This window comes from Vibrio sp. V04_P4A5T148, from assembly GCF_963875605.1.
In the GTDB taxonomy this organism is placed as follows: Bacteria; Pseudomonadota; Gammaproteobacteria; order Enterobacterales; family Vibrionaceae; genus Vibrio; species Vibrio anguillarum.
On sequence record NZ_CAWNMS010000027.1, the window covers coordinates 1 to 22,637 of the forward strand.

Annotated in this window: 21 protein-coding genes; 2 read left to right on the plus strand and 19 right to left on the minus strand. The window is 45.1% G+C overall.

The features are described from left to right. Positions 1 to 123: 123 nt before the first annotated feature. The 10 genes from ybeD to leuS all read right to left on the minus strand — a co-directional run bounded on the left by ybeD (position 124) and on the right by leuS (position 10,811). Entirely contained in the window at positions 124 to 402 is a 279-nt protein-coding gene (ybeD, locus tag AACT18_RS05010) for a DUF493 family protein YbeD (protein WP_010317329.1), read from the minus strand. Between the two features lie 119 nt (positions 403 to 521). Continuing rightward, a complete protein-coding gene (locus AACT18_RS05015; RefSeq protein ID WP_017045828.1) occupies positions 522 to 1,700 on the minus strand; it encodes a serine hydrolase in 1,179 nt (392 codons plus the stop codon). A gap of 92 nt (positions 1,701 to 1,792) precedes the next feature. Then, on the minus strand, positions 1,793 to 2,575 hold the full coding sequence (locus AACT18_RS05020; protein ID WP_017045827.1) for a septal ring lytic transglycosylase RlpA family protein: 783 nt from the start codon (positions 2,573 to 2,575) through the stop codon (positions 1,793 to 1,795). Between the two features lie 2 nt (positions 2,576 to 2,577). Further along, the gene (gene rodA / locus AACT18_RS05025; protein ID WP_013857338.1) at positions 2,578 to 3,699 is read right to left on the minus strand and encodes a rod shape-determining protein RodA; all 1,122 of its coding nucleotides are present in this window, start codon (positions 3,697 to 3,699) and stop codon (positions 2,578 to 2,580) included. Then, complete coding sequence (mrdA, locus tag AACT18_RS05030) at positions 3,699 to 5,579, minus strand: penicillin-binding protein 2 (RefSeq protein WP_013857337.1); 1,881 nt, start codon at positions 5,577 to 5,579, stop codon at positions 3,699 to 3,701. Before mrdA ends, rodA begins: the two co-directional genes overlap by 1 nt. 6 nt (positions 5,580 to 5,585) lie before the next feature. Then, positions 5,586 to 6,056, minus strand: a complete 471-nt coding sequence (gene rlmH / locus AACT18_RS05035) for a 23S rRNA (pseudouridine(1915)-N(3))-methyltransferase RlmH (RefSeq protein WP_013857336.1) — start codon at positions 6,054 to 6,056, stop codon at positions 5,586 to 5,588. A gap of 3 nt (positions 6,057 to 6,059) precedes the next feature. Continuing rightward, entirely contained in the window at positions 6,060 to 6,377 is a 318-nt protein-coding gene (gene rsfS / locus AACT18_RS05040; RefSeq protein WP_013857335.1) for a ribosome silencing factor, read from the minus strand. 62 nt (positions 6,378 to 6,439) lie between these two features. Next, positions 6,440 to 7,465: a DNA polymerase III subunit delta gene (holA, locus tag AACT18_RS05045; RefSeq protein WP_013857334.1), complete on the minus strand. Its 1,026-nt coding sequence runs from the start codon at positions 7,463 to 7,465 to the stop codon at positions 6,440 to 6,442. 9 nt (positions 7,466 to 7,474) lie between these two features. Continuing rightward, on the minus strand, positions 7,475 to 8,101 hold the full coding sequence (locus tag AACT18_RS05050) for an LPS-assembly lipoprotein LptE (RefSeq protein WP_017045823.1): 627 nt from the start codon (positions 8,099 to 8,101) through the stop codon (positions 7,475 to 7,477). A gap of 136 nt (positions 8,102 to 8,237) precedes the next feature. Then, a complete protein-coding gene (leuS, locus tag AACT18_RS05055; protein WP_026028474.1) occupies positions 8,238 to 10,811 on the minus strand; it encodes a leucine--tRNA ligase in 2,574 nt (857 codons plus the stop codon). A gap of 122 nt (positions 10,812 to 10,933) precedes the next feature. On the opposite strand from leuS, the gene AACT18_RS05060 reads away from it, so the two are divergent. Continuing rightward, entirely contained in the window at positions 10,934 to 11,404 is a 471-nt protein-coding gene (locus AACT18_RS05060) for a zinc ribbon-containing protein (RefSeq protein WP_029388304.1), read from the plus strand. A 51-nt stretch (positions 11,405 to 11,455) separates the two neighbouring features. Here the strand turns inward: AACT18_RS05060 and lnt are convergent, their stop codons facing one another. The 5 genes from lnt to miaB form a co-directional block, all read right to left on the minus strand. After that, entirely contained in the window at positions 11,456 to 12,976 is a 1,521-nt protein-coding gene (gene lnt / locus AACT18_RS05065) for an apolipoprotein N-acyltransferase (RefSeq protein ID WP_088732071.1), read from the minus strand. Between the two features lie 33 nt (positions 12,977 to 13,009). Further along, the gene (gene corC, locus AACT18_RS05070; RefSeq protein WP_010317353.1) at positions 13,010 to 13,885 is read right to left on the minus strand and encodes a CNNM family magnesium/cobalt transport protein CorC; all 876 of its coding nucleotides are present in this window, start codon (positions 13,883 to 13,885) and stop codon (positions 13,010 to 13,012) included. Between the two features lie 85 nt (positions 13,886 to 13,970). Continuing rightward, positions 13,971 to 14,435, minus strand: a complete 465-nt coding sequence (gene ybeY, locus AACT18_RS05075) for an rRNA maturation RNase YbeY (RefSeq protein ID WP_047689615.1) — start codon at positions 14,433 to 14,435, stop codon at positions 13,971 to 13,973. Further along, positions 14,435 to 15,535, minus strand: coding sequence for a PhoH family protein (locus tag AACT18_RS05080; protein WP_017048013.1), 1,101 nt, complete (start codon positions 15,533 to 15,535; stop codon positions 14,435 to 14,437). The genes ybeY and AACT18_RS05080 overlap by 1 nt, the downstream gene beginning before the upstream one ends. 70 nt (positions 15,536 to 15,605) lie before the next feature. Then, positions 15,606 to 17,030 (minus strand): tRNA (N6-isopentenyl adenosine(37)-C2)-methylthiotransferase MiaB, encoded by a 1,425-nt coding sequence (gene miaB, locus AACT18_RS05085; RefSeq protein ID WP_017048014.1) that lies wholly within the window; start codon positions 17,028 to 17,030, stop codon positions 15,606 to 15,608. 257 nt (positions 17,031 to 17,287) lie between these two features. Here miaB and AACT18_RS05090 point away from each other — a divergent pair, with 257 nt between their 5' ends. After that, positions 17,288 to 18,439 (plus strand): 2-octaprenyl-3-methyl-6-methoxy-1,4-benzoquinol hydroxylase, encoded by a 1,152-nt coding sequence (locus AACT18_RS05090; RefSeq protein WP_094143148.1) that lies wholly within the window; start codon positions 17,288 to 17,290, stop codon positions 18,437 to 18,439. Between the two features lie 79 nt (positions 18,440 to 18,518). Here the strand turns inward: AACT18_RS05090 and crr are convergent, their stop codons facing one another. The 4 genes from crr to cysK all read right to left on the minus strand — a co-directional run bounded on the left by crr (position 18,519) and on the right by cysK (position 22,522). Then, complete coding sequence (gene crr / locus AACT18_RS05095) at positions 18,519 to 19,028, minus strand: PTS glucose transporter subunit IIA (protein ID WP_094124745.1); 510 nt, start codon at positions 19,026 to 19,028, stop codon at positions 18,519 to 18,521. A gap of 106 nt (positions 19,029 to 19,134) precedes the next feature. Next, positions 19,135 to 20,859 (minus strand): phosphoenolpyruvate-protein phosphotransferase PtsI, encoded by a 1,725-nt coding sequence (ptsI, locus tag AACT18_RS05100; protein ID WP_013857325.1) that lies wholly within the window; start codon positions 20,857 to 20,859, stop codon positions 19,135 to 19,137. Positions 20,860 to 20,997: 138 nt separating this feature from the next. Further along, positions 20,998 to 21,255: an HPr family phosphocarrier protein gene (locus AACT18_RS05105; protein WP_026027491.1), complete on the minus strand. Its 258-nt coding sequence runs from the start codon at positions 21,253 to 21,255 to the stop codon at positions 20,998 to 21,000. A gap of 298 nt (positions 21,256 to 21,553) precedes the next feature. Next, the gene (cysK, locus tag AACT18_RS05110; protein WP_013857323.1) at positions 21,554 to 22,522 is read right to left on the minus strand and encodes a cysteine synthase A; all 969 of its coding nucleotides are present in this window, start codon (positions 22,520 to 22,522) and stop codon (positions 21,554 to 21,556) included. Positions 22,523 to 22,637 lie beyond the last annotated feature (115 nt).

A 22,637-nucleotide genomic window follows, 5' to 3' on the forward strand; every position in this document is an offset into this window, starting at 1 on the left:
TTAGTGTGATGGGGTATATGCTATCTATATGATTTATATTAAAAAAGCAGCCTAAGCTGCTTTCAAAAAAAATTGAATAAATCAAAAAATGAGAGGCTAGGCATCTCAATCACGGTTTTTGGGCTACAGAACCATACGTACGATATCGATCTCGCCTAGCTCTTTGTACAGTATTTCAACTTGTTCGATAGAGGTGGCGGTAATGTTAATCGATAAGGAGTGGTAAGTCCCTTTTGCACTGGGTTTAACTCGTGGGCTGTAATCACCTGGAGCGTGACGTTGGATAACTTCAAGAACCTTCTCTGGAAGTTCGGGCTTTGCGTGGCCCATCACCTTGTAGGTAAATGAACAAGGAAACTCGAGTAAGTCTTTGAGTTTTGCATCAGAGTTGATAGTCAGCATAATGGAAACTCCCGTTGATAATTCGATTAGCGGTGGCGAATACTACAGCGAATGTTGATGGAACTCAATAATCACAAAGCCGCGGTAAGGCGGCTTTGTTTTATCTTCTACAAGGGATATCAGAATAACCCTTTGAAAAGCAATATAATGTAGTCCCAAAGACGGCTAAATATGCTGCCTTCATCCACATTTTCTAATGCCAAAAGAGGGTATTCAGCCACGTCTTTGCCATCAAGCTGGTAGTAAAGCTTACCGACCACATCACCTTGGCTTATTGGTGCTCTGAGTTCTTTTTCAAGAACAAAGCTTGCGCTGAGATCTTTCGCTTGACCGCGAGGCAGTGTAACGTAAGTATCTTCATTGACACCAAGCGCCACTTTATCCTTGTCACCCATCCAGATTTTTTCTTCGACGAATGTTTCACCTGCTTTGTGTGGCGCAACGGTTTCGAAGAATCTAAAGCCATAGCTCAGAAGTTTTTTACTTTCTGATTTACGAGCATTTTCATCTTTGGTCCCCATAACCACAGCAACGAGGCGCATTTTCCCTTCCGTTGCAGAGCTAACTAAACTGTACCCAGCATTACTCGTATGACCGGTTTTAATACCATCTACGTTCATGCTTTTATCCCACAGTAAACCATTTCGGTTGTACTGGGTAATCCCGTTATAGGTATATTTCTGCTCTGAATAAATACGGTACTCGTTTGGTACATCACGAATCAATGCTTGGCCTAGTAGCGCCATATCATATGGAGTTGAATAGAGATTTGGGTTATCTAGACCGTGTACGTTAGCAAAGTGCGTATTGCTCATTTTTAGTGAACTTGCCCACGCATTCATTAGGTCAACAAAAGCGTCTTCTGAGCCAGCAATATGTTCAGCCATCGCCACGCAAGCGTCATTACCAGACTGAATGATGATACCTTTATTGAGTTCTTCTACGGTAACTGTAGTGCCGACTTCAATAAACATTTTAGAAGAGTCAGGGAAGTTTTTAGCCCACGCATTTTTACTGACCACCACTTTATCTTGTGGAGAGATATTGCCACGTTTAAGTTCTTGGCCAATCACGTAGCTGGTCATCATTTTCGTCAAACTTGCAGGTGAAAGTTTGGTGTTCATCTCTTTTTCTGCCAGCACTTTACCTGAATGGTAGTCCATCAACACATAGCCTTTAGCGGCAATCTGAGGAGCATCAGGTATCACGATAGGCGCAGAAAATACTGAGCTAGTAAAGGTTGCAGAAAGCGCAATAGAAGACGCTAGAATCGGTTTTAAGAATGTGTGTTTTTTCATGAGGAATGCAAATTATCTTATTAACTGTCCATATCTTAACAGAAACGACCTATCAAACCAGAGCTTGAATCAAGATCACTGGATTTGATAAGTCACTGAGTGACGGGTTGCGCTTTGATGAAGGCGGTCTCGTAACCGAGTAATTTAACTTTTTCTAGCGTTTGTTGAGTCAGGGCATCGTCATTAAATGGCCCTAAAAATACGCGATGACTGCCATTCACACTGTCTACAAAGCTTTCAACCGTCAATGTTTGACTCAATTGTTCGGATAAAGTTCGTATTCTTTGCTCTGATTTTGCAGAGGCAACTTGGATGAGATATTGAACCTTCTTTTTCTGTGGTGACGTCGTGATGGGTTTATCGATGGTGATGACTTCGATAGCCACATTCGCAGTCCCGGTTTGAACTACACCCAATTTGTAAGCGGCAGCGTAACTTAAATCAATAATTCGTCCCTCATGAAAGGGACCGCGATCGTTTACCCGAACGATCGCGGTTTTTTTGTTATCTAAATTCGTTACTTTAACGTAGCTGGGTAACGGCAACGTTTTATGGGCGGCCGTCATCGAATACATGTCGTAGATTTCACCGTTGGATGTCAGATGTCCATGAAACTTTTTTCCATACCACGAGGCTTGGCCTTTCTCTGTAAATCCTTTGGCCTCTTTGACAATGGTGTAGTTTATGCCTCTCAAAGTGTAATTCTTGTTGCCGCCCAAACTATAGGGTTCGTATTGCGGATGTGCATCTTCAATATGCTCAACCGAGAGTGGCGTATTAGGGGCCACGTCGTCTGTTATTGAATAGCGGCTTGAAGAGCTACAACCGATGAGAAATAGACTCGTTAATATAAAAATAAATAGGGAGTTTCTCATGCTTAGGTTGCCTTAGAAAATGCTTTTCGGTGAGTGTGGATAGACATCAGTATGCCAAAGCCAGCCATGAGAGTGACCATGGATGTGCCACCATAGCTGATGAGAGCCAAGGGAACACCAACCACGGGTAAAATACCACTGACCATACCTATATTTACAAAAACGTAAACAAAGAAGCTGAGTACAATACTTCCAGCCATCATTCGGCCGAAAGCCGTTTGTGCGTTGCTCGCGAGGTATAGACCACGTCCGATGATAAAAAGATAAATAGCGAGTAAACACAAGATGCCAATCATGCCCCACTCTTCAGCAATGACGGCAAAAATGAAGTCGGTGTGCCGCTCAGGTAAGAATTCAAGTTGCGACTGTGTGCCGTGTAGCCATCCTTTTCCTGACAACCCTCCAGACCCAATGGCTATTTTACTCTGAATGATATGATAACCTGCACCGAGTGGATCGGATTCCGGATTGAAAAGTGTTCTGACTCGGGTTTTTTGATATTCACGCATCAGAAAGAACCAAAGCACAGGTATGAAGCCACCCAAAGCCACGGCGGCAGAAAAAATGATTCGCCAGCTTATTCCAGATAAGAAAATGACAAAAATGCCGGAGGCTGCAATCAATATTGAAGTGCCAAGATCGGGCTGCTTCGCGATTAGCACGGTAGGGATAAACACCATTAACAGCGAAACGACTAGGGTTTTAAAGGTGGGTGGAAGAGAACGTTTCCCTATGTAGCGAGCGACCATGAGAGGCACTGCGAGTTTAAGCAATTCTGAGGGCTGAAAACGAACAAAGCCTAAATTTAACCAGCGCTGAGCTCCCTTGGACGATTCGCCAAAAAACAGCACGCCGAGCAACAGCAGTACGCCACAGAAAAACATAAAGGGTGCAAGAGACTCATAAGTTCTTGGGGAAATTTGAGCAAGAAAGATCATCACACCAAGAGCCAGTACCATGCGCATGGCTTGGCGATCCATCATAGTTAAGCTCTGACCGCTGGCGCTGTACATCACGACCAGCCCAAACCCCATCAATAACAAAATACCCAGCAGTAATGGCAAGTCGATGTGCAAACGCTCAAAAAGCGCTCGATTTTGTCCTGTTGAAGGATCCAGTTCCATTATTTTTCAGCCTCTTTACCTAGAATGGCGCGGTCAAATATTTTCCTAACAACGGGTCCACCATTGCCAGAACCTCCCCCTGCGTTTTCGAGTACCAGAGTGACAATAAGCTGCGGGTCATCTACAGGCGCAAAGCCTGTGAATAGGGCATGGTCACGGAGGTGTTCGGCTAATTCATCGGCCTTATACACTTGGTTTTCTGCCAAGCCAAACACTTGCGCAGTTCCAGATTTTCCAGCGCTGACATATTTCATATTGGTAAATGAACGCCGTGCGGTTCCTTTTTTGCCGTGGTTTACAAGACGCATGCCATTGATTGCGATGTCCCAGTAGCGTTTCGGCACCCCTTCGATCGGTGGCGAAGTTTCTAATTCTGAAAGCTCTTGCCTGCTAAACTCTTCACCATTTTTGAGCGTCGAACGCAATAAATGCGGCGCAATCACTTTGCCGTGATTAACCAGCACGGAAGTCGCTTTGGCAATTTGCATCGGTGTTGATGTCCAATACCCTTGGCCAATGCCGACCGGAATCGTATCACCTTGATACCAAGGGGTTCGGTGACGTGCCATTTTCCACTCACGCGTTGGCATGTTCGCTTTGCCTTCTTCGTAAATGTCTAAACCTGTATAGTCACCAAAGCCAAATTTCATCATCCAACTAGAGAGACGATCAATACCCAAGTCGTAGGCGATTTGGTAAAAGAAGGTATCGACAGACTCTTCGAGTGCCTTATTAATGTCCACTCGACCATGTCCCCAGCGCAACCAGTCTCGGAAGGGCCGCGTTTTGGAGTTTGGTATTACCCAATAACCAGGATCATTACGTGTTGTTGTTGGGGTTATAACCCCTTCTTGAAGTGCAGCGACGGCAATAAAAGGTTTAATCGTTGAGCCGGGAGGGTAAATACCAAGTGTCGCTCGATTGACCAACGGGCGGTCTGGGTCATTGAGAAGTTCGTTGTAGGCGGCGCTAGAAATACCATGTACGAATGGGTTTGGATCGTAGCTTGGACTTGATGCCATGGTAAGGACACCGTTATCTTTTGGATCGAGCACTACAATTGAACCTCGACGGCCATCCAACAACTTGTGCACATAAAGCTGCAGATCAATGTCCAAGCTTAATACAATGTCTTTCCCTGCCACGGGAGGGACGTATTTTAAGGTGCGAATGATGCGTCCTCTGCTATTGACCTCAACTTCTTGGTAGCCAGCCGTGCCGTGCAACACATCCTCATAAAAGCGTTCAATCCCCAGTTTGCCAATATCACGAGTGGCTTGGTAATTGGCTGAGCGCTCTTCGCGTTCTAGACGTTCCATATCTCGGTCATTGATTCTGGATACATAACCGATAACATGAGTGAGAACTTCACCATAGGGGTAGTAGCGCTTTAAGCTTGCGCTTACTGATACACCGGGAAACTTGTGCTGATTGACCGAAAAAATAGCCACTTCTTCCGGTGTTAACTGTGTCAAAAGCGGCACTGAATTAAACCGGCGTGTCTGACGACGCTCTTTTTCAAAGGTGGCAATTTTTTCTGGTGAGATGGTCAGGTATTGCTGTAAGCGCGTGATCGTATCATCCATATCGCGCACTTGCTCAGGTGTGATCTCTAAGTTGAATACTGGGCGGTTTTCCGCTAGTAGCACACCATTGCGGTCATAAATTAACCCTCGATTAGGCGCAATCGGGACGATTTTGATTCGGTTATCGTTGGATCGCGTTTTGTAATCTTGATATTGGTTAATTTGAATATGGTACAAATTGGTAAGCAGAACGCCCACCAGCATGATGATCGCAATAAAAGAGACAATTGCTCGGTTGCGAAACAGCCGAGCTTCTGATTGGTAGTCACGAATTTGGCTACGCTTACGTAACATGAATAGTTATTCTCGGTGATAAGGGTGATTAGCCGTAATACTCCAAGCGCGGTACAAACTCTCTGCCATGACCACTCGAACCAAAGGGTGAGGAAGTGTCAACGGCGAAAGCGACCAGCTCTGCTCTGCGGCGGCTTTGCATGCAGGAGAAAGCCCTTCAGGGCCACCAATTAAAATTGATACATCACGGGCATCGAGCTTCCAACTTTCAAGTTGTTCCGCCAGTTGTTCGGTATCCCAACGCTTACCTGGAATATCGAGAGTAACAATTCGATTGCTTTTTGGCACGGCCGCGAGCATAGCTTCGCCTTCTTTTTGCAAAATTCTTGCAATATCCGCATTTTTGCCACGTTTGCCCGCTTGTATCTCCACTAATTCAAGCGGCATATCGTGTGGAAAACGTCGGCGGTACTCTTGAAAGCCTTCTTCTACCCATTTCGGCATTTTGGTACCAACGGCAATCAACTGAATTTTCAAAACTTAACTCCAAAGTTTTTCAAGCTGGTACAGATCACGGTGCTCTTCTTGCATAACATGCAACATGCTGCTGCCCATGTCTAGCACGACCCATTCACCTTCACTTTCGCCATCCATACCCAGTGGTTCCATGCCCACTTTTTTGACTTCAGTTGCGACATGTTCGGCAATCGAGGCTACATGTCGTTTTGATGTGCCTGTGCAAATGATCATGTAATCGGTGATGCTAGATTTTCCCTTAACATCTAAGGTTTTGATATCAATGGCTTTCATATCGTCGGCTTTATCGGCAAGAAAGTCTTTCAATTCGTGGTGTTGCAAGCGTCATCTCCTTTTAAAATTGGTCTGGTTACTGACAAAATGGCGCGGAGTATAACACGCCTTCAAGCCAACTTTGATACAACGGACTGTGGCAAGCAAAATTCAACACTGATTTGCTGCAATATTGGCCAAGTTGAGGTTTCATACTGAGTTTTAGTTACTCTTTCGGCTTGGGTGAGTAATGCAATCAGCTGTTTGAGTTTATCTCTCGATAGTCTTTTTAAGCTTGCCGCGTACCAAGGTCGCTTGGATTGCCAAATTCGGTACTTATCAAAGATTGAGCCAATCGGCATCTGGGTTAAATCTTGATGCATTTGCAGCAGCAGTAGCAGCTCTTTTTGTAGGCTACGTATCAGAATCACAGGCTCAGTGCCTTCGGTAATGAGCTGGCGTAAAATACGTTGTGACCGATTCGCTTGTCCTTCGAGCAGCGCATCGACCCAGTGAAAGACGGTGAAGTGGTTATGTCGGCTTAATGACTCTTCTAAGCGGATCAGCGTCAGTAAGCCATCTGGATAGAGTAGCGCGAGTTTTTCTAAGCTTTGAGATAGTGCGAACAGATTGCCTTCATGCCATTGCGCCAGCATCTGCACTGCTTCTTGATCAGGTTTTAGCCCCAATGCGCGGCAGCGCATCATGACAAATTGTGGCAGTTTGCTGATGTCCGGGGTTAAGCAACTCACCCAACATCCTAGGCTTGAGAGTGTCTTAAACCATTTAGTGCTTTCTTGTGCTTTGGTCAATTTCTCACCGATGATCACAAGTAGTACGTCAGGATGAAGCGATTGACCTAGGGCGACGAGCTCTTTTGCTGTTGCTGCATTTGCACCCGTTTCAGGTAATTCAATTTCAATGATTTTTTTGCTGGAAAATAAACTTAAAGCTTGGCAGCAGTCATAGACTTGATCCCAGTTTAAATGGGCATCGGCACTGAAACGATGGCGTTCTTCAAATCCTTGTTCTAATGCTTTTTTCTCTATCGCCACGCGTGATTCTTGCAGCAATAGCGGTTCGTTGCCAAACAGTAAGTAAAGCCCCATCAAGGGCTTGTTTAAGTGATCGGCCAGCTTGTCAGCAAATATTCTCATTACTCGCCTTTAGTTTGTCGCAGGAGCCGTGAATTGTGACGGTTCACTTTCCACGGTGTTTATCTCATAGGCCTGCTGGTCTGTTTGCTGCTGTTCATTTTCTTGTTGTTCAAGTTGATGTTCATTCGCTGCAATATCGGCTTTTAGACGTGCCATTTGGCGTAGAATTTGAGTTGCAGCTAGTTTACGCATCTCATCTTCAATCATGTCTCGCTCTACCGATTTGGCGAGAGCGGTTAATGGGTTATCAAGATAGCTACGAGTCACACTGGTTGAAAACGTTTTTATCCCCACTTCAGGTAGGGTGACGCTATAGGAGGCGTTGAACGTCAATTCCAATTCAGCAGCACGAGTATTTTGATAAAGCGAAAGCGTCCGTTCACCAACACTCTCGTTTATTAGATAGATGTTTGGCACCGTCTCTGAGGGGGAAACAATCTCAATGTCACTCATTCGTAATTGATTTTTTACCATACGAGTGAAGGTACTGTATTGGTCGTAGCTGGTGACAGAGACTCGATTGAGTTCTTCAGGAACGGAGTAATCGCCACGAAGATGAAAGCCGCAAGCGGAGAGTAGGCTGCTCATAATAACAATTAACGATAATTTCAGAGAGTAAGACGAAATTTGGCGCATTGGGGTTAAGTTCTCATATATTTAGGTGACTTATCTTAGCGCTCTATAGCTCTGTGGGTAAGAACGCTAAGATAAATCAACAGGGCAGCGAGCTACCCTGTTGATAAACCAGTTATTACGACATTAGGCTGCGATATTAGTTCGCAACGATGTTCAGTAACTTACCTGGTACATAGATAACTTTACGAACGGTTAAGCCATCCGTAAATTTCATGACGTTCTCGTCTGCTAAACCGAGTGCTTCAACCTGATCTTTACTTGCATCAGCGGCTACGGTCAGCTTACCACGAAGTTTTCCGTTAACTTGTAGGACGATCAGTTTTTCATCTTCCACTAGGGCGGATTCGTCGTAGGTCGGCCACACGGTATTATCTACATCACTCTCACCCAGTGCATTCCACAGTTCAAAGCTGATATGAGGAGTGATTGGGTAAAGCATGCTGACAACCGCTTTTAAAGCCTCGTCGAGAATGGCCCGATCTTGCACGGATTCTTGTGACGCTTTAGTGAGTTTATTCATCAACTCCATAATCGCAGCAATGGCGGTATTGAACGTCTGGCGGCGTGCAATATCGTCAGTCACTTTGGCGATGGTTTTATGCACATCACGACGCAGCGCTTTTTGTTCACCAGTAAGAGAGGCGCTATCTACCGCTTCAGCCACACCTTTAGCGCTATGTTCTGCAACCAGTTTCCAGACGCGTTTTAGGAAGCGGTTAGCACCTTCTACACCAGACTCTTGCCATTCAAGCGTCATGTCAGCCGGAGAGGCAAACATCATGAATAGACGAACCGTATCGGCGCCATACTTATCAACCATCTCTTGCGGGTCGATACCGTTGTTTTTCGACTTAGACATTTTGATCATGCCTGAGTGCTCAACGTTGCGGCCTTGGTTGTCTACGGCTTGAGTGATGCGACCTTTACCGTCGCGTTCCACTTTTACGTCAGTTGGCGCTACCCACTCTTTGGTGCCTTTCTCGTTCGTGTGGTAGAACGCATCTGCCAATACCATGCCTTGGCAAAGTAGTTGCTTGAAAGGTTCATCTGAAGTGACATAGCCTGCATCACGCAATAGCTTATGGAAGAAGCGTGAGTAGAGCAGGTGCATACAAGCATGCTCAATACCACCGATGTATTGGTCTACTGGTAACCAGTAGTTTGCCTTCGCTGGGTCTAAAATATCGTCCGCTTGTGGTGAACAGTAACGAGCGTAATACCAAGACGACTCCATAAACGTATCGAAGGTATCGGTTTCACGTAGTGCAGGCTCGCCATTAAAGGTGGTTTTGGCCCACTCTTTGTCGGCTTTGATTGGGCTAGTTACACCATCCATCACAACATCTTCTGGTAGAATGACGGGCAGTTGATCAATTGGCACTGGGTGAACTTGGCCATCTTCAGTGGTCACCATAGGAATCGGCGCGCCCCAGTAACGTTGGCGAGAAACCCCCCAGTCACGTAGACGGAAATTAACGGTTTTCTTGCCTTTACCTTCAGCCTCCAGCTTGGCTGCAATAGCATCAAATGCTGCTTGGAAGGCTAAACCATCAAATTCGCCAGAACCAAACAGGACTCCTTTTTCAGTGTACGCAGCGCTAGACACATCGACTTCAGAGCCATCTTCTGGTTTGATGACTGGAATGATGTCTAGGCCATATTTGGTGGCGAACTCAAAATCACGTTGGTCATGAGCAGGTACGGCCATCACCGCGCCTGTACCGTAATCCATCAGCACAAAGTTGGCGATATAAATAGGCACTTCACGACCATTTAAAGGATGAATGGCCGTTAAGCCTGTATCCATGCCTTTCTTTTCCATGGTCGCCAGTTCAGCTTCTGCAACTTTAGTGTTCTTACATTCGTCAATAAAAGAAGCTAAAGCAGGGTTATTTTGCGCTGCAATGGTCGCTAATGGATGACCAGCCGCAATGCCCACATAAGTGACACCCATCAAGGTATCAGGGCGAGTGGTATAGACGTCGAGATCTGAATGACCGTTGACACCAAACTTGAGCTCTACGCCTTCTGAGCGACCAATCCAGTTACGCTGCATGGTTTTGACCATTTCAGGCCAACCTTCTAAGTTCTCTAAATCGTCCAACAGTTCTTGTGCGTACGCGGTGATCTTAATAAACCATTGTGGGATCTCTTTTTGTTCTACTGGTGTATCACAACGCCAGCAGCAGCCATCTTCAACTTGCTCGTTAGCGAGAACGGTTTGGTCGTTTGGACACCAGTTAACGGAAGAGGTTTTCTTGTAGACTAAGCCTTTTTGATACAGCTTCGTGAAGAACTCTTGTTCCCAGCGGTAATATTCTGGCGTGCAAGTGGCGAATTCACGGCTCCAATCGTAGCCAAAACCCAGCAGTTTTAACTGGTTTTTCATGTACTGAATGTTTTCGTAGGTCCAAGGCGCTGGTGCCGTTTTGTTTTTTACAGCCGCATTTTCAGCGGGTAGGCCAAATGCGTCCCAACCAATGGGTTGCATGACGTTCTTGCCTTGCAGACGTTGAAAACGAGAGACTACATCACCGATAGTATAGTTACGCACGTGACCCATGTGCAGTCGGCCACTTGGGTATGGGAACATAGAAAGACAGTAGAATTTTTCTTTATTTGGGTCTTCACTTACAACAAAGGTCTTGTTGTCATCCCAGTGCTGTTGAACTTTTTGTTCAATATCTTGCGGGTTATATTGCTCTTGCATCGATGATATCCGGTTATCTTGGAATTTGTGAGTTCGGTTAGAACAGAGTCTAATAGATCGACATAGAATACCTAAAGCAGGGGTACACAACAATAGCCAATCTGGTTTGATGGAGGTGGGTGATGCCAAAACGTAAAACAAGTTACGAAGAGATTGTGGATGACGTGATTGAAACGCTCAAACATAGTCCTGATGAAATGTCCCAAGTTTTGCAAACATCAGGTAAGGTTGTTGATGCTGCCAATAATCTCACCAAAGATGAATTAGCGCTTATTTCTGCCTATGTAAAAGCGGATCTCAAAGAATTCGCGGATAGTTTTGAAGAGAGCAGAAGCAGCCCATTTTCATTGATGATTACCAATTCAATTTGGCAGGGGCTTTTTGAAATCACCGATAAAACAAAAGTGGAATGGGTGGAATTGTTTCAAGATTTAGAAAGACAAGGTTTGTACCAGGCGGGGGAGATGATAGGCCTTGGAATGTTAGTGTGTGACCATTGTGGGCATAAAACCCAGTATAATCATCCAACTGAAATTATGCCTTGTATTCAATGTGGGCAAACGGCTTTTACTCGTCAGCCATTAAAACCTTAAGTGTTGCTGATAGAAAACCTCAAAAAGGCGCTGAAATGCGCCTTTTTGAGGTTAAGAATGAGGTGAGTGACGTCTTGTCCATCCGACGATCAAACTGAGTAACACCCAGACGTAGAGCGGCCAAGTGCCGACAGCGTGATACGGCGTCTCTCCTTTGGTCGACGTGATGGTTGCTTTCAATACGGCTGTTTCAAATTGTGGGATCTGCTGCGTTATTTTACCTTTGTGATCCGTCACGGCGGTGACACCATTGTTGGTTGAACGAATGAGCGGTTTACCCAGCTCTAAAGCTCTCATCCGAGCAATCTCCATATGTTGCAATGGGCCATTTGAATGCCCAAACCACGCATCGTTAGAGAGGGTTAAGATAAAATCTGTTTCATCAGTGACATTCGCTCTGACTTGTTCATTGAAGATGATTTCATAGCACAGTGCCGCGGCTAGGTGTCTCCCCTTGGCAATCAGATTCGGTTGAATATAGTCACCACGGCTAAATGAAGACATCGGCAAGTTGAAAAAGGGTGCGATGGGCCTGAGCCAATCTTCAAATGGCACAAACTCACCAAATGGCAATAAATGATGCTTATGGTAGCGAGCGTCAGAGTTATAACGGTAGTCGCCATAAGGGTTGGTGCCAAGTACCAGAATGCTGTTGTAAAAGGATCGCTCTGGGCTTTGGTTGAGCACGCCTGTGACAATTGCACTGTCGTTCATTTTTGCCGCAGAATCTAAGTTACTCAAATAGGAAGGGATCTCGAATTCAAATGCGGGAATCGCCGCTTCTGGCCATACGATAATATCTGCGTCCCAGTTTTCTCGACTGAGATCGGTGTAGGCCATAATGGTTGGCCAGCGCTGATTGGGAAGCCATTTTTCCGCTTGCTTAATATTACCTTGAATCAGTGCGACGCGAGTTTGTGTGCTGGGATCGAGAGTGACCCAATCGAAATTGCGTAGTCCAAACCCCGTCGCCAATATGGTCAGAGGAATGAGCACGAGTATCCAAGAGCGCTTAAGCCACGTCATTGCTAGAGCGCTAGAACAGAGGAGCGTGAAGAAGGTGACCAGCTCAACGCCTCCCAGTGGTGCGAAACTGGCAAGCGGGCTATCAATTTGACTATAACCAAGCCATAACCAAGGAAAGCCGGTCATTACCCAGCCTCGAAGCCAATCGGTAATTAGCCAAAGCGCAGGGGTGGCTAATAAAAAATGGCTGATAGTGTTACGGCGGAAAAAACGGTTGAGTAAGCCAGTGAAAAGCCCAGAATAAAGGGCTAAATAACCGACCAGTAATGACATCAGGAACAGGCTGGCAATTTTGGGCATACCACCAAAGGTATCAATACTGACGTGCACCCAACTGATGCCAAAAGCAAAAAAACCTAAGCCCCAGCAGTATCCGATCCATGCTGCTTTTTTAGCTGGTTGCTGATTAATGAGCAACAATAGCAACATGGGGGTGAGTATGGCCAGCGGCCAAAACTGATAAGGAGCAAAAGCGAGTGGGGTTAATGCGCCAACAAAAGCGGCCGCAAGCGGCCGCATTAGGCGATGAAAAAGTGCTTTAATCATCTATCTCATTCTGCTGATGTGAGTGGGGTTATGTCACTCTTCTGCTATCACTGGAAGTGATTCAAGATCAGGAATAGTGACTTGCAGTTGAACCACTCGGCGGTTATCTGCTGCGGTGACTTTAAAGCTGTATTTGTCGATCTCTACAACTTCGCCACGGCTTGGCAGGTGGCCAAAGGCTGTCATCACCAATCCCCCTACAGTATCTACTTCTTCATCGCTGAACTTAGTACCAAAGGTTTCGTTAAACTCTTCGATGGTGGTCAGCGCTTTAACTGCAAAAGTATGTTTGCTGAGCTTACGGATATCCAATTGTTCTTCATCATCGAACTCGTCTTCAATGTCGCCAACGATCTCTTCCAAAATATCTTCAATGGTCACTAAGCCAGACACGCCACCGAATTCATCCACGACGATCGCCATGTGGTAACGCTCCTCTCGGAACTCCTTCAATAAGCGATCAACCCGTTTACTTTCTGGTACCACGACTGCCGGTCGGATCACTTCTAAAATGTTAAAAGGTGCACTGTCTGAACCTAAATATTTGAGTAAGTCCTTCGCTAGTAGAATGCCTTCAACATGGTCTTTATCTTCACTGATCACTGGATAACGTGAGTGCTGAGCATCGGTGATCAGCGCAATTAAGGTATCCAAGTCATCGTTTTTATCGATAGTGACCATTTGTGAGCGTGGGATCATAATATCACGCACGCGCATCTCAGAAATCTCCATTACACCTTCAAGCATATCTCTTGTGTCATGGTCGATAAGGTCATTGATTTCAGAGTCGCGGATCACATCCACAAGCTCTTGGCGATCTCTCGGATCACCTTGAAATAATTGGCCTAGGCGTTCAAAGAAGGACTTTCTACTCGGACCTTCAGAATTCTGGGGGTTATCTTCGTTCATTGTTTCTCTAATTTTCCTCGCTATCAGATGTGTGATAGCACACGTATCGTACCGACTTTAGCGGTACTAGCTTCATTGTCTGGAGCTATTCCTTCTCAGCAAGATACGGGTCTTCAAAGCCCATTTTTTGCAGAATTTCAGTTTCAAGAGATTCCATCTCTTCGGCTTCATCATCATCGATATGATCATAACCTAGCAGATGTAGACTGCCGTGTACAACCATATGAGCCCAGTGTGCCATCAACGGTTTTTGTTGCTCATCGGCTTCTTGTTCCACCACTTGGCGGCAAATGACAAGGTCACCGAGCAGATCCAACTCTATGCCCGGAGGCATCTCAAAAGGGAAGGATAGCACGTTGGTCGGCTTATCTTTTCCTCGGTAATCGCGATTGAGCTGTTGACTCTCTTCGGAATCAACAATTCGCACAGTGACTTCCGCTTGTTCCTGAAATGGGGTCACCGCGTGAGTTAACCAATGGCTGATATCATCAAAAGTAGGTAACCCTTGCTCATTTTTGACCGCTAATTGTAAATCTAGTTCGATACTCATTATTCACCAACGTTTTTTGTTGCGGTTACTGTATTCACTTCAGTAGAAACATCCACAGGCTTGACTTCTCGCTCTTCACGACGACGTTGCTCTTGAGCTTTACGCTCTTTTTGGTCCTGAGCTTCCCATTTTTCGTAAGCGTTGACGATACGAGCAACCACTGGATGACGTACGACATCATCAGACAAAAAGAAGTTGAAGCTGATTTCGTCAACTTCATTGAGCACTTCAATGGCGTGGCGAAGACCTGAACGAGCGCCACGCGGCAAATCGATTTGTGTCACATCACCCGTAATAACGGCTCTTGAATTAAACCCAATCCGTGTCAGGAACATTTTCATTTGTTCAACGGTAGTGTTTTGACTTTCATCTAAAATAATAAAAGCATCGTTGAGCGTACGTCCGCGCATGTAAGCGAGTGGCGCAACTTCAATCACATTGCGTTCAATGAGCTTTTCTACTCGCTCAAAGCCAAGCATTTCAAACAACGCGTCATAAAGCGGTCGTAGGTACGGGTCGACTTTTTGGCTTAAATCACCGGGTAGGAAGCCCAATTTTTCACCTGCTTCAACCGCCGGGCGTGTTAACAAAATTCGACGAACTTCTTGGCGCTCTAGCGCATCAACTGCAGCGGCAACGGCTAAGTAGGTTTTACCTGTCCCTGCTGGGCCAATACCAAAGCTGATGTCGTGCGTCACCATGTTAACGAGATACTGAGCTTGGTTAGGCGTACGCGGCTTTATCAGCCCTTTCTTGGTCTTAATGAAGACTTCTTTGCCATGTTGAATACTTGATTCAGACGGCTGCTCAAGGATCCCTGAATCTTTGATGGCTAGATGAATTTGCTCTGGTTCGATATCGGGAATTTGACCACGTATGGGTGAGGTATTAACGTACAAAGATTTGATAATATCCAACGCAGCCGCGGCAGTGTGTGGTTTACCGACTATGGTGAAAAACTGGCTGCGGTGATTAATTTCAACACCAAGACGGCGTTCTAATTGTTTGATGTTGTCATCGAATGGACCGCACAGGCTAGCAAGACGGCGGTTGTCTGAAGGTTCTAGATCTATCTCTAGCGTAACAATTTTATTGCTCAATGTTGCCTCTCAGTTTGCCATGGTACAGTGCCCGATTATGATCGAGCACTGTATGACATTATGCTTAAACCTAAGGTGTAAAAGTGGCTACCCCTAGCTCATTTTCTCGACGTGTTTTCGCCATCATTTGCGTTGGTGAAATCACGGTGCGAAGATCCATCGCTTGTTCAGTGCGAACAAGTTCACCACGCAGTGAGTTGGCAAACACATCGACAATTTTTACATCGACAAATTGGCCAATCAGATCGGCGGAGCCTTCAAAGTTAACGACACGGTTATTTTCGGTACGGGCGCGAAGCTCCATTAGATTTTTCTTAGATGGGCCTTCGACTAATACGCGTTGTTCTGTACCTAACATCAAACGTGAGTAACGCATCGCTTGTGCGTTGATTGTTTGCTGCAGTTCATATAAGCGCTCTTTTTTGGCGTCTTCTGATAAATCACATGGGTAATCAGCGGCTGGCGTACCCGGGCGAGGGGAGAAGATAAAGCTGAAGCTCATATCAAAATCAACGTCTTTAATCAGCTTCATTGTATCTTGAAAGTCTTTATCTGTTTCACCGGGGAAACCGACAATAAAGTCAGAACTAATTTGGATCTCTGGGCGCGCCTTACGCAGTTTGCGAATAATGGATTTGTACTCAATCGCGGTGTGTGGGCGCTTCATCATGGTTAAGATTCGATCTGAACCACTTTGTACCGGAAGATGCAGGAAACTCACCAGTTCAGGTGTGTCTTCATAAACGGCAATAATATCGTCGGTAAATTCGAGTGGGTGGCTGGTGGTGAATCGAATGCGATCAATGCCATCAATGGAGGCGACTAAGCGTAACAGATTGGCAAATGAACAGATTTCACCATCGTGCATAGGGCCACGGTATGCGTTAACGTTTTGTCCTAAAAGATTGACTTCGCGTACACCTTGCGCCGCGAGTTGCGCGATTTCATACAACACATCATCCATCGGGCGACTGACTTCTTCACCGCGAGTGTAAGGTACTACGCAGTAAGTGCAGTATTTTGAACACCCTTCCATAATAGAGACGAATGCAGTTGCGCCGTCTGCTTTTGGTTCTGGTAAACGGTCGAATTTTTCAATCTCTGGGAACGAAATGTCCATGACTGGCGCATCGTTGGTTTGCGATTGTTTTATCATTTCTGGCAAGCGGTGTAGGGTCTGCGGGCCAAAAATAACATCAACAAAGGGAGCGCGTTCACGAATGTGATCACCTTCTTGGGTTGCAACACAGCCGCCAACGCCAATCACGACGCCTGGTTTTTTATCTTTCAATGTTTTCCAACGACCCAGTTGGTGAAAGACTTTCTCTTGTGCTTTTTCTCGGATCGAACAGGTGTTAAGTAATAATACATCTGCTTCCTCTGGCTCTTCCGTTAGCTCGTAGCCGTTTGCAGCGTTAAGCAGGTCGGCCATTTTTGATGAATCGTATTCGTTCATCTGGCAGCCCCAGGTTTTAATTAGCAGTTTCTTACTCATCTCACTTTCGCTCGTCTTATTGGTCTAAATTGGTTGAACTAATGCTCAAATTGTAGCCGCCATCTCGGCGGTAAGCCGCGTATTGTACTGCTTTAAAAAGTCACTGACTAGTCATCCAATAAAATCTCTCGCATGTTCCGTCATCTCTAGATTTTCACCATAGAAAGTGCAGGGTTTTTGTGTAAAAAAATTCGCAAAAAAGAGCTGAAAACGTACAATGAAAATCGACTCAAAACTCAGACGATTAAGTGTAAACAATGAACAATTTTGACGTGGTGGTGATTGGCGGTGGCATGGTTGGGGCGGCAGTGGCTATAGGCTTTGCTAAGCAAGGTCGCACGGTTGCTATGGTCGAAGGTATAGAGCCTGAAGCATTTACAATAGACCAAGCAATGGATCTGCGCGTTTCTGCCATTTCGCAAACTTCGGTTCAGTTACTTACTGACTTAGGCGCATGGGATGAAATTATGCAAATGCGTGTTTGCCCTTATCGCCGCCTAGAAACCTGGGAGCACCCAGAGTGCCGTACTCGTTTTCATAGCGATGCACTGGGCCTCCCTCAGCTGGGTTATATGGTCGAAAATCGTCTTATTCAGATCGGATTGTGGGGGCAATTTGTGCACTATCCGAATTTGCAGGTTTTTTGTCCTGATAAGCTCAAGCACATTGTGTTTGGCCAACAAAATAGCGTGCTTTTAGAGTCAGGCGCAACTCTTACTGCAACTTGGGTGATTGGTGCGGATGGTGCAAATTCTCTTGTGCGGCAGCTGGCGGGAATTGGTGTTACCGCGTGGGATTATCGGCACCATTGCATGTTGATCAATGTCGAAACTCATCAACCTCAGCAAGATATTACTTGGCAGCAATTTTTTCCATCCGGCCCGCGCTCGTTTCTTCCTTTGCCGGATAATCAAGCTTCTTTGGTATGGTATGACTCACCAAAACGAATTCGCCAATTGTGTGCGATGAACAAGCAGCAGTTAAGGGAGCAAGTGTTGGCCTCTTTTCCTGAGGAACTAGGCGATATTAACGTGTTGCAGTGTGGGGCATTTCCCCTCACTCGTCGTCATGCTCAGACGTATGCGAAACGGCAATGTGTTTTGGTTGGCGATTCAGCACACACGATTAACCCTCTGGCTGGGCAAGGGGTGAATTTAGGGTTTAAAGATGTAAAAGCGTTGTTAGCTGTGACACAAAATCAAGAAGCTTTAACACCAGCGCAATTACGGAATTATGAAACACGCAGAAGGCCGGATAATTTAGTGATGCAATCAGGAATGGATCTGTTTTATAAAACGTTCAGCAACGAGGTTTTGCCTGCAAAGTTGGTGCGCAACGCGGTATTGAAGTTGGCCGAACATTCAGGCCCAGTGAAGGAAAAACTGTTGAAATACGCGTTAGGTTTGTAGTGCGATTTGAGCTGTTTTTGTAGAAACAAAAAACGCTGCAAATCAGCAGCGTTTTTTACGTAATAAAAATTTTAACGAATTACTTAGTTACACGTAGAACCGGTGTTTCACCAACAACGACGGTGCCAGAAAGCTTGTTCAGCTCTTTGATTTCGTCCATGTTAGAGATAACAACAGGTGTTAGTGTTGATTTTGCTTTCTCTTCAAGAAGCGCTAGGTCGAATTCGATAACAGTATCGCCTGCTTTAACCGATTGGCCTTCTTGAGCGATACGAGTAAAACCTTCACCTTTTAGCTCAACTGTGTCGATACCAAAGTGAACGAATAACTCAACACCGTCATCAGACTCGATTGAAAACGCGTGGTTAGTTTCGAAAATCTTACCGATAGTGCCGTTAACTGGAGCTACCATTTTGTTGCCTGATGGTTTAATCGCAATACCATCACCAACAATTTTTTCAGCGAAAACAACATCTGGCACATCTTCGATATTGACGATTTCACCTGAAAGAGGGGCAATAATTTCAATCGCACCTGCATCTGAGCTGTCGTCAGATACTAGCTTCTTAAGTTTATCAAACAGACCCATTGTGTCATGCTCCTAACGTTTAATTTTATTCTGTCGAATTATAGTATACCAATCGCCAACAATAGACGACCTATTTTTAGTCGTCTATCTCATTGGTATTAGCGAATTATTGCGTTTTCTCTGCGATGAATTTTTCCACACAAGCTTCGATTTCAGCTGCGGTTGGGAAAGAGAGTGCTTCTTCTGCCATCGCTTTAACTTCGGCGAAGTTTGAGTTGCGGATCACTTTCTTCACTTTAGGGATAGAGATACCACTCATAGAGAATTCATCGAGTCCCATACCAAGTAGAAGTAGCGTTGCACGTTCATCACCCGCTAACTCGCCACACATACCCGTCCATTTACCTTCAGCGTGTGAGGCATCAATCACCTGCTTAATCACGGTTAAAACCGCTGGAGAAAGTGGGTTATACAGGTGTGAAATCATTTCGTTACCACGGTCAACCGCAAGAGTGTATTGGGTTAAATCATTGGTACCGATAGAGAAAAATGACACTTCTTTTGCCAAGTGGTGCGCAATTGCCGCTGCCGCAGGTGTTTCAACCATAACGCCGATTTCGATATTTTCATCGAACGCTAAGCCTTCAGTGCGAAGTTCTTCTTTGTATTCTTCAATGGCGTTTTTAAGCTCACGAATTTCTTCTACAGAGATGATCATCGGGAACATGATACGCAGTTTACCATGCGCAGATGCACGCAGAATGCCACGAAGCTGATCTCGTAAGATGTCACGACGGTCTAAGCTGATGCGAATCGCGCGCCAGCCCAAAAATGGGTTCATCTCTTTTGGTAGATCCATGTACGGAAGATCTTTATCACCACCGATATCCATGGTACGGATAATCACCGCTTCACCACTCATTGCTTCTGCAACTTCTTTATAAGCTTGGTATTGCTCATCTTCAGTTGGTAGCGCGCTGCGGTCCATGAATAAAAACTCAGTACGATATAAGCCAACGCCTTCACCACCGTTGCGTAAAATACCATCGCAGTCTTTTACTGTGCCGATGTTACCGCATACTTCAACTTGGTGGCCATCGAGTGTGATAGCAGGTAGGTCTTTTAGTTTTGCGAGCTCTTCTTTTTCCGCAGCAAAATCATCACGAATTTTTTTCGCTTCTTCAAGCTGTGCTTCTGAAGGATTAATGATGATTTTGTTGTTCATGGCGTCAAGAATAAGCATGTCGCCATTCTTTACTTTCTTAGTGATGTCGTTAGTACCAACAATCGCTGGAAGCTCAAGTGAACGTGCCATGATTGAAGTATGAGATGTACGACCACCGATATCACAAGCAAAACCCAGCACGTAATCAAGATTGATTTGTGCAGTTTCAGAAGGTGTTAAATCGTAAGCAACAAGAATCACCCGTTCGTTAATATCACTCAGTGAAACGATATTAATGCCGAGTGCATTTTTAACAAAGCGCGTACCGATATCGCGGATGTCTGTCGCGCGTTCTTTTAGATATTCATCATCAAGAGATTCTAGGGCAGCAGCCTGCTCTTCGATCACGGTATAGATCGCGTTGTCTGCATGCATTTTGTCATTTTTGATGAGTGCTAAAATTTCTTCTTCTAGCTCTTCATCTTCAAGCAACATGATGTGGCCTTCAAAGATGGCTTCTTTTTCTTCACCAAATGTTTCAAGTGCTTTTTGTTTGATCACTTCTAGCTGAGCAGAAGATTTGTTACGAGCGTCATAAAAACACTGAACTTCTGCTTCTACTTGGTCATCTGAAATAGAGTGAGTATTTAGGACAATTTCATCTTCTTGAAGTAGCAGTGCTTTACCAAAAGCAATGCCTGGAGATGCTAGGATGCCTGAAATCATAGCGTTACCTTAAATTGGTCAACTGTAAACGGGAGAATGTGGACTATTGCGCTAACGGTAATTAGTAGCTCAAAATGTAGACTATTTCCAACAAAGCCATTTTGTTTTCACAAAATGGCTTTGAAATAGTGGACCGGATTAATGTAGTTGGTCCATGAGAGCAACTAGGTGATCTACCGCTTGCTTAGCTTGAGGGCCTTCAGCAGAAATAGTCACAACGGTACCTTTTACTAGGCCAAGAGTTTGAAGTTTGAATAGGCTCTTAGCACTTGCGCTTTTGCCGTTAGAAGTCACTGTGATGTCTGCATCGAATACTTTTGCTTCTTTAACGAACTGCGCAGCAGGACGAGTGTGAAGGCCGTTTTCTGCAGTGATTTCTACTTGCTTCTCGTACATGTTATATACCCCAATTGATTTATTTTTTGTTAGTTTCTTCACCAGAACAGCTTAACTGCTAATCAACGGTTCTGCTAGCAGAGTAACGCTGTTTTAGTGTCATAGCTGATACTGATTTAAATTTCATAATCACGATTTCAATCTATGTTGTCATTCGTCATTATAGTTAATACGTTTCTGACTTCTTTATTTCGAAGCTTAAAATAAAACGAGGTGATATTACCAAAGGTGAGGCAAGGATCAACAAAAAAGCCCCTGTATGGGGCTTTTTTAAACGAAAATTTGATTTAACCACCTATTATTGTTGGTTCTCTTTCTCGGTAAATAGGCCAGAAAATAGTGCGGTGCTCAGATAACGCTCACCTGAGCTTGGTAGTACCGCTACAATTGTTTTTCCTTCAAATTCAGGTAGTTCTGCTAATCTATTCGCTGCTACAATCGCTGCGCCTGATGAAATTCCAGCCAAAATCCCTTCCTCTTCCATGAGGCGTCTTGCCATTTCAATCGCTTCTTCTGAAGTGACGGCTTCAACACGGTCAATGAGGGATAAATCGAGGTTGCCAGGAATAAATCCTGCTCCTATACCTTGGATTTTGTGTGGCGCAGGTTTGATTTCATCTCCAGCAAGTGCTTGAGCAATGACTGGCGACTCCGCAGGTTCAACCGCAACTGAGATGATAGCCTTGCCTTTTTGGCCCTTAATGTAGCGACTTGTGCCCGTTAAAGTACCACCGGTTCCGACACCTGCAACGAACACGTCAATCTCACCATCAGTTGCATCCCAGATTTCGGGCCCGGTTGTTTTTTCGTGGATTTGTGGGTTGGCTGGGTTATTGAATTGCTGCAGCAACAAGTATTTTTCAGGGTTGCTGGCAACAATTTCTTCTGCTTTAGCAATTGCGCCTTTCATGCCTTTCGCCGCTTCGGTGAGTTCAAGGTTGGCTCCTAAAGCTTTAAGCAGTTTACGGCGCTCTAAACTCATTGATTCAGGCATAGTAAGCGTCAACTTATAACCACGAGCTGCTGCAACAAACGCAAGAGCAACACCGGTGTTACCGCTGGTTGGCTCCACAAGTTCAACGCCAGGTTTCAGTGTGCCAGCTTTTTCTGCTTCCCAAATCATGTTGGCACCGATACGGCACTTCACGCTAAAGCTTGGGTTGCGCGCTTCAATTTTCGCCAGTACCTTACCTTTACTGACTTTGTTTAAGCGAACAAGAGGAGTGTTACCAATAGTCAGAGAGTTGTCTTCGTAAATTTTGCTCATTGCGATATTCCTTTATTACACACGTTATATGTGCCTGGCGGTCTGATAAGACACGTGAGTGGATACAGATGCAGAATAGGTGTTAACCTTAAAACGTAAAAGGATTAAAAAGTTA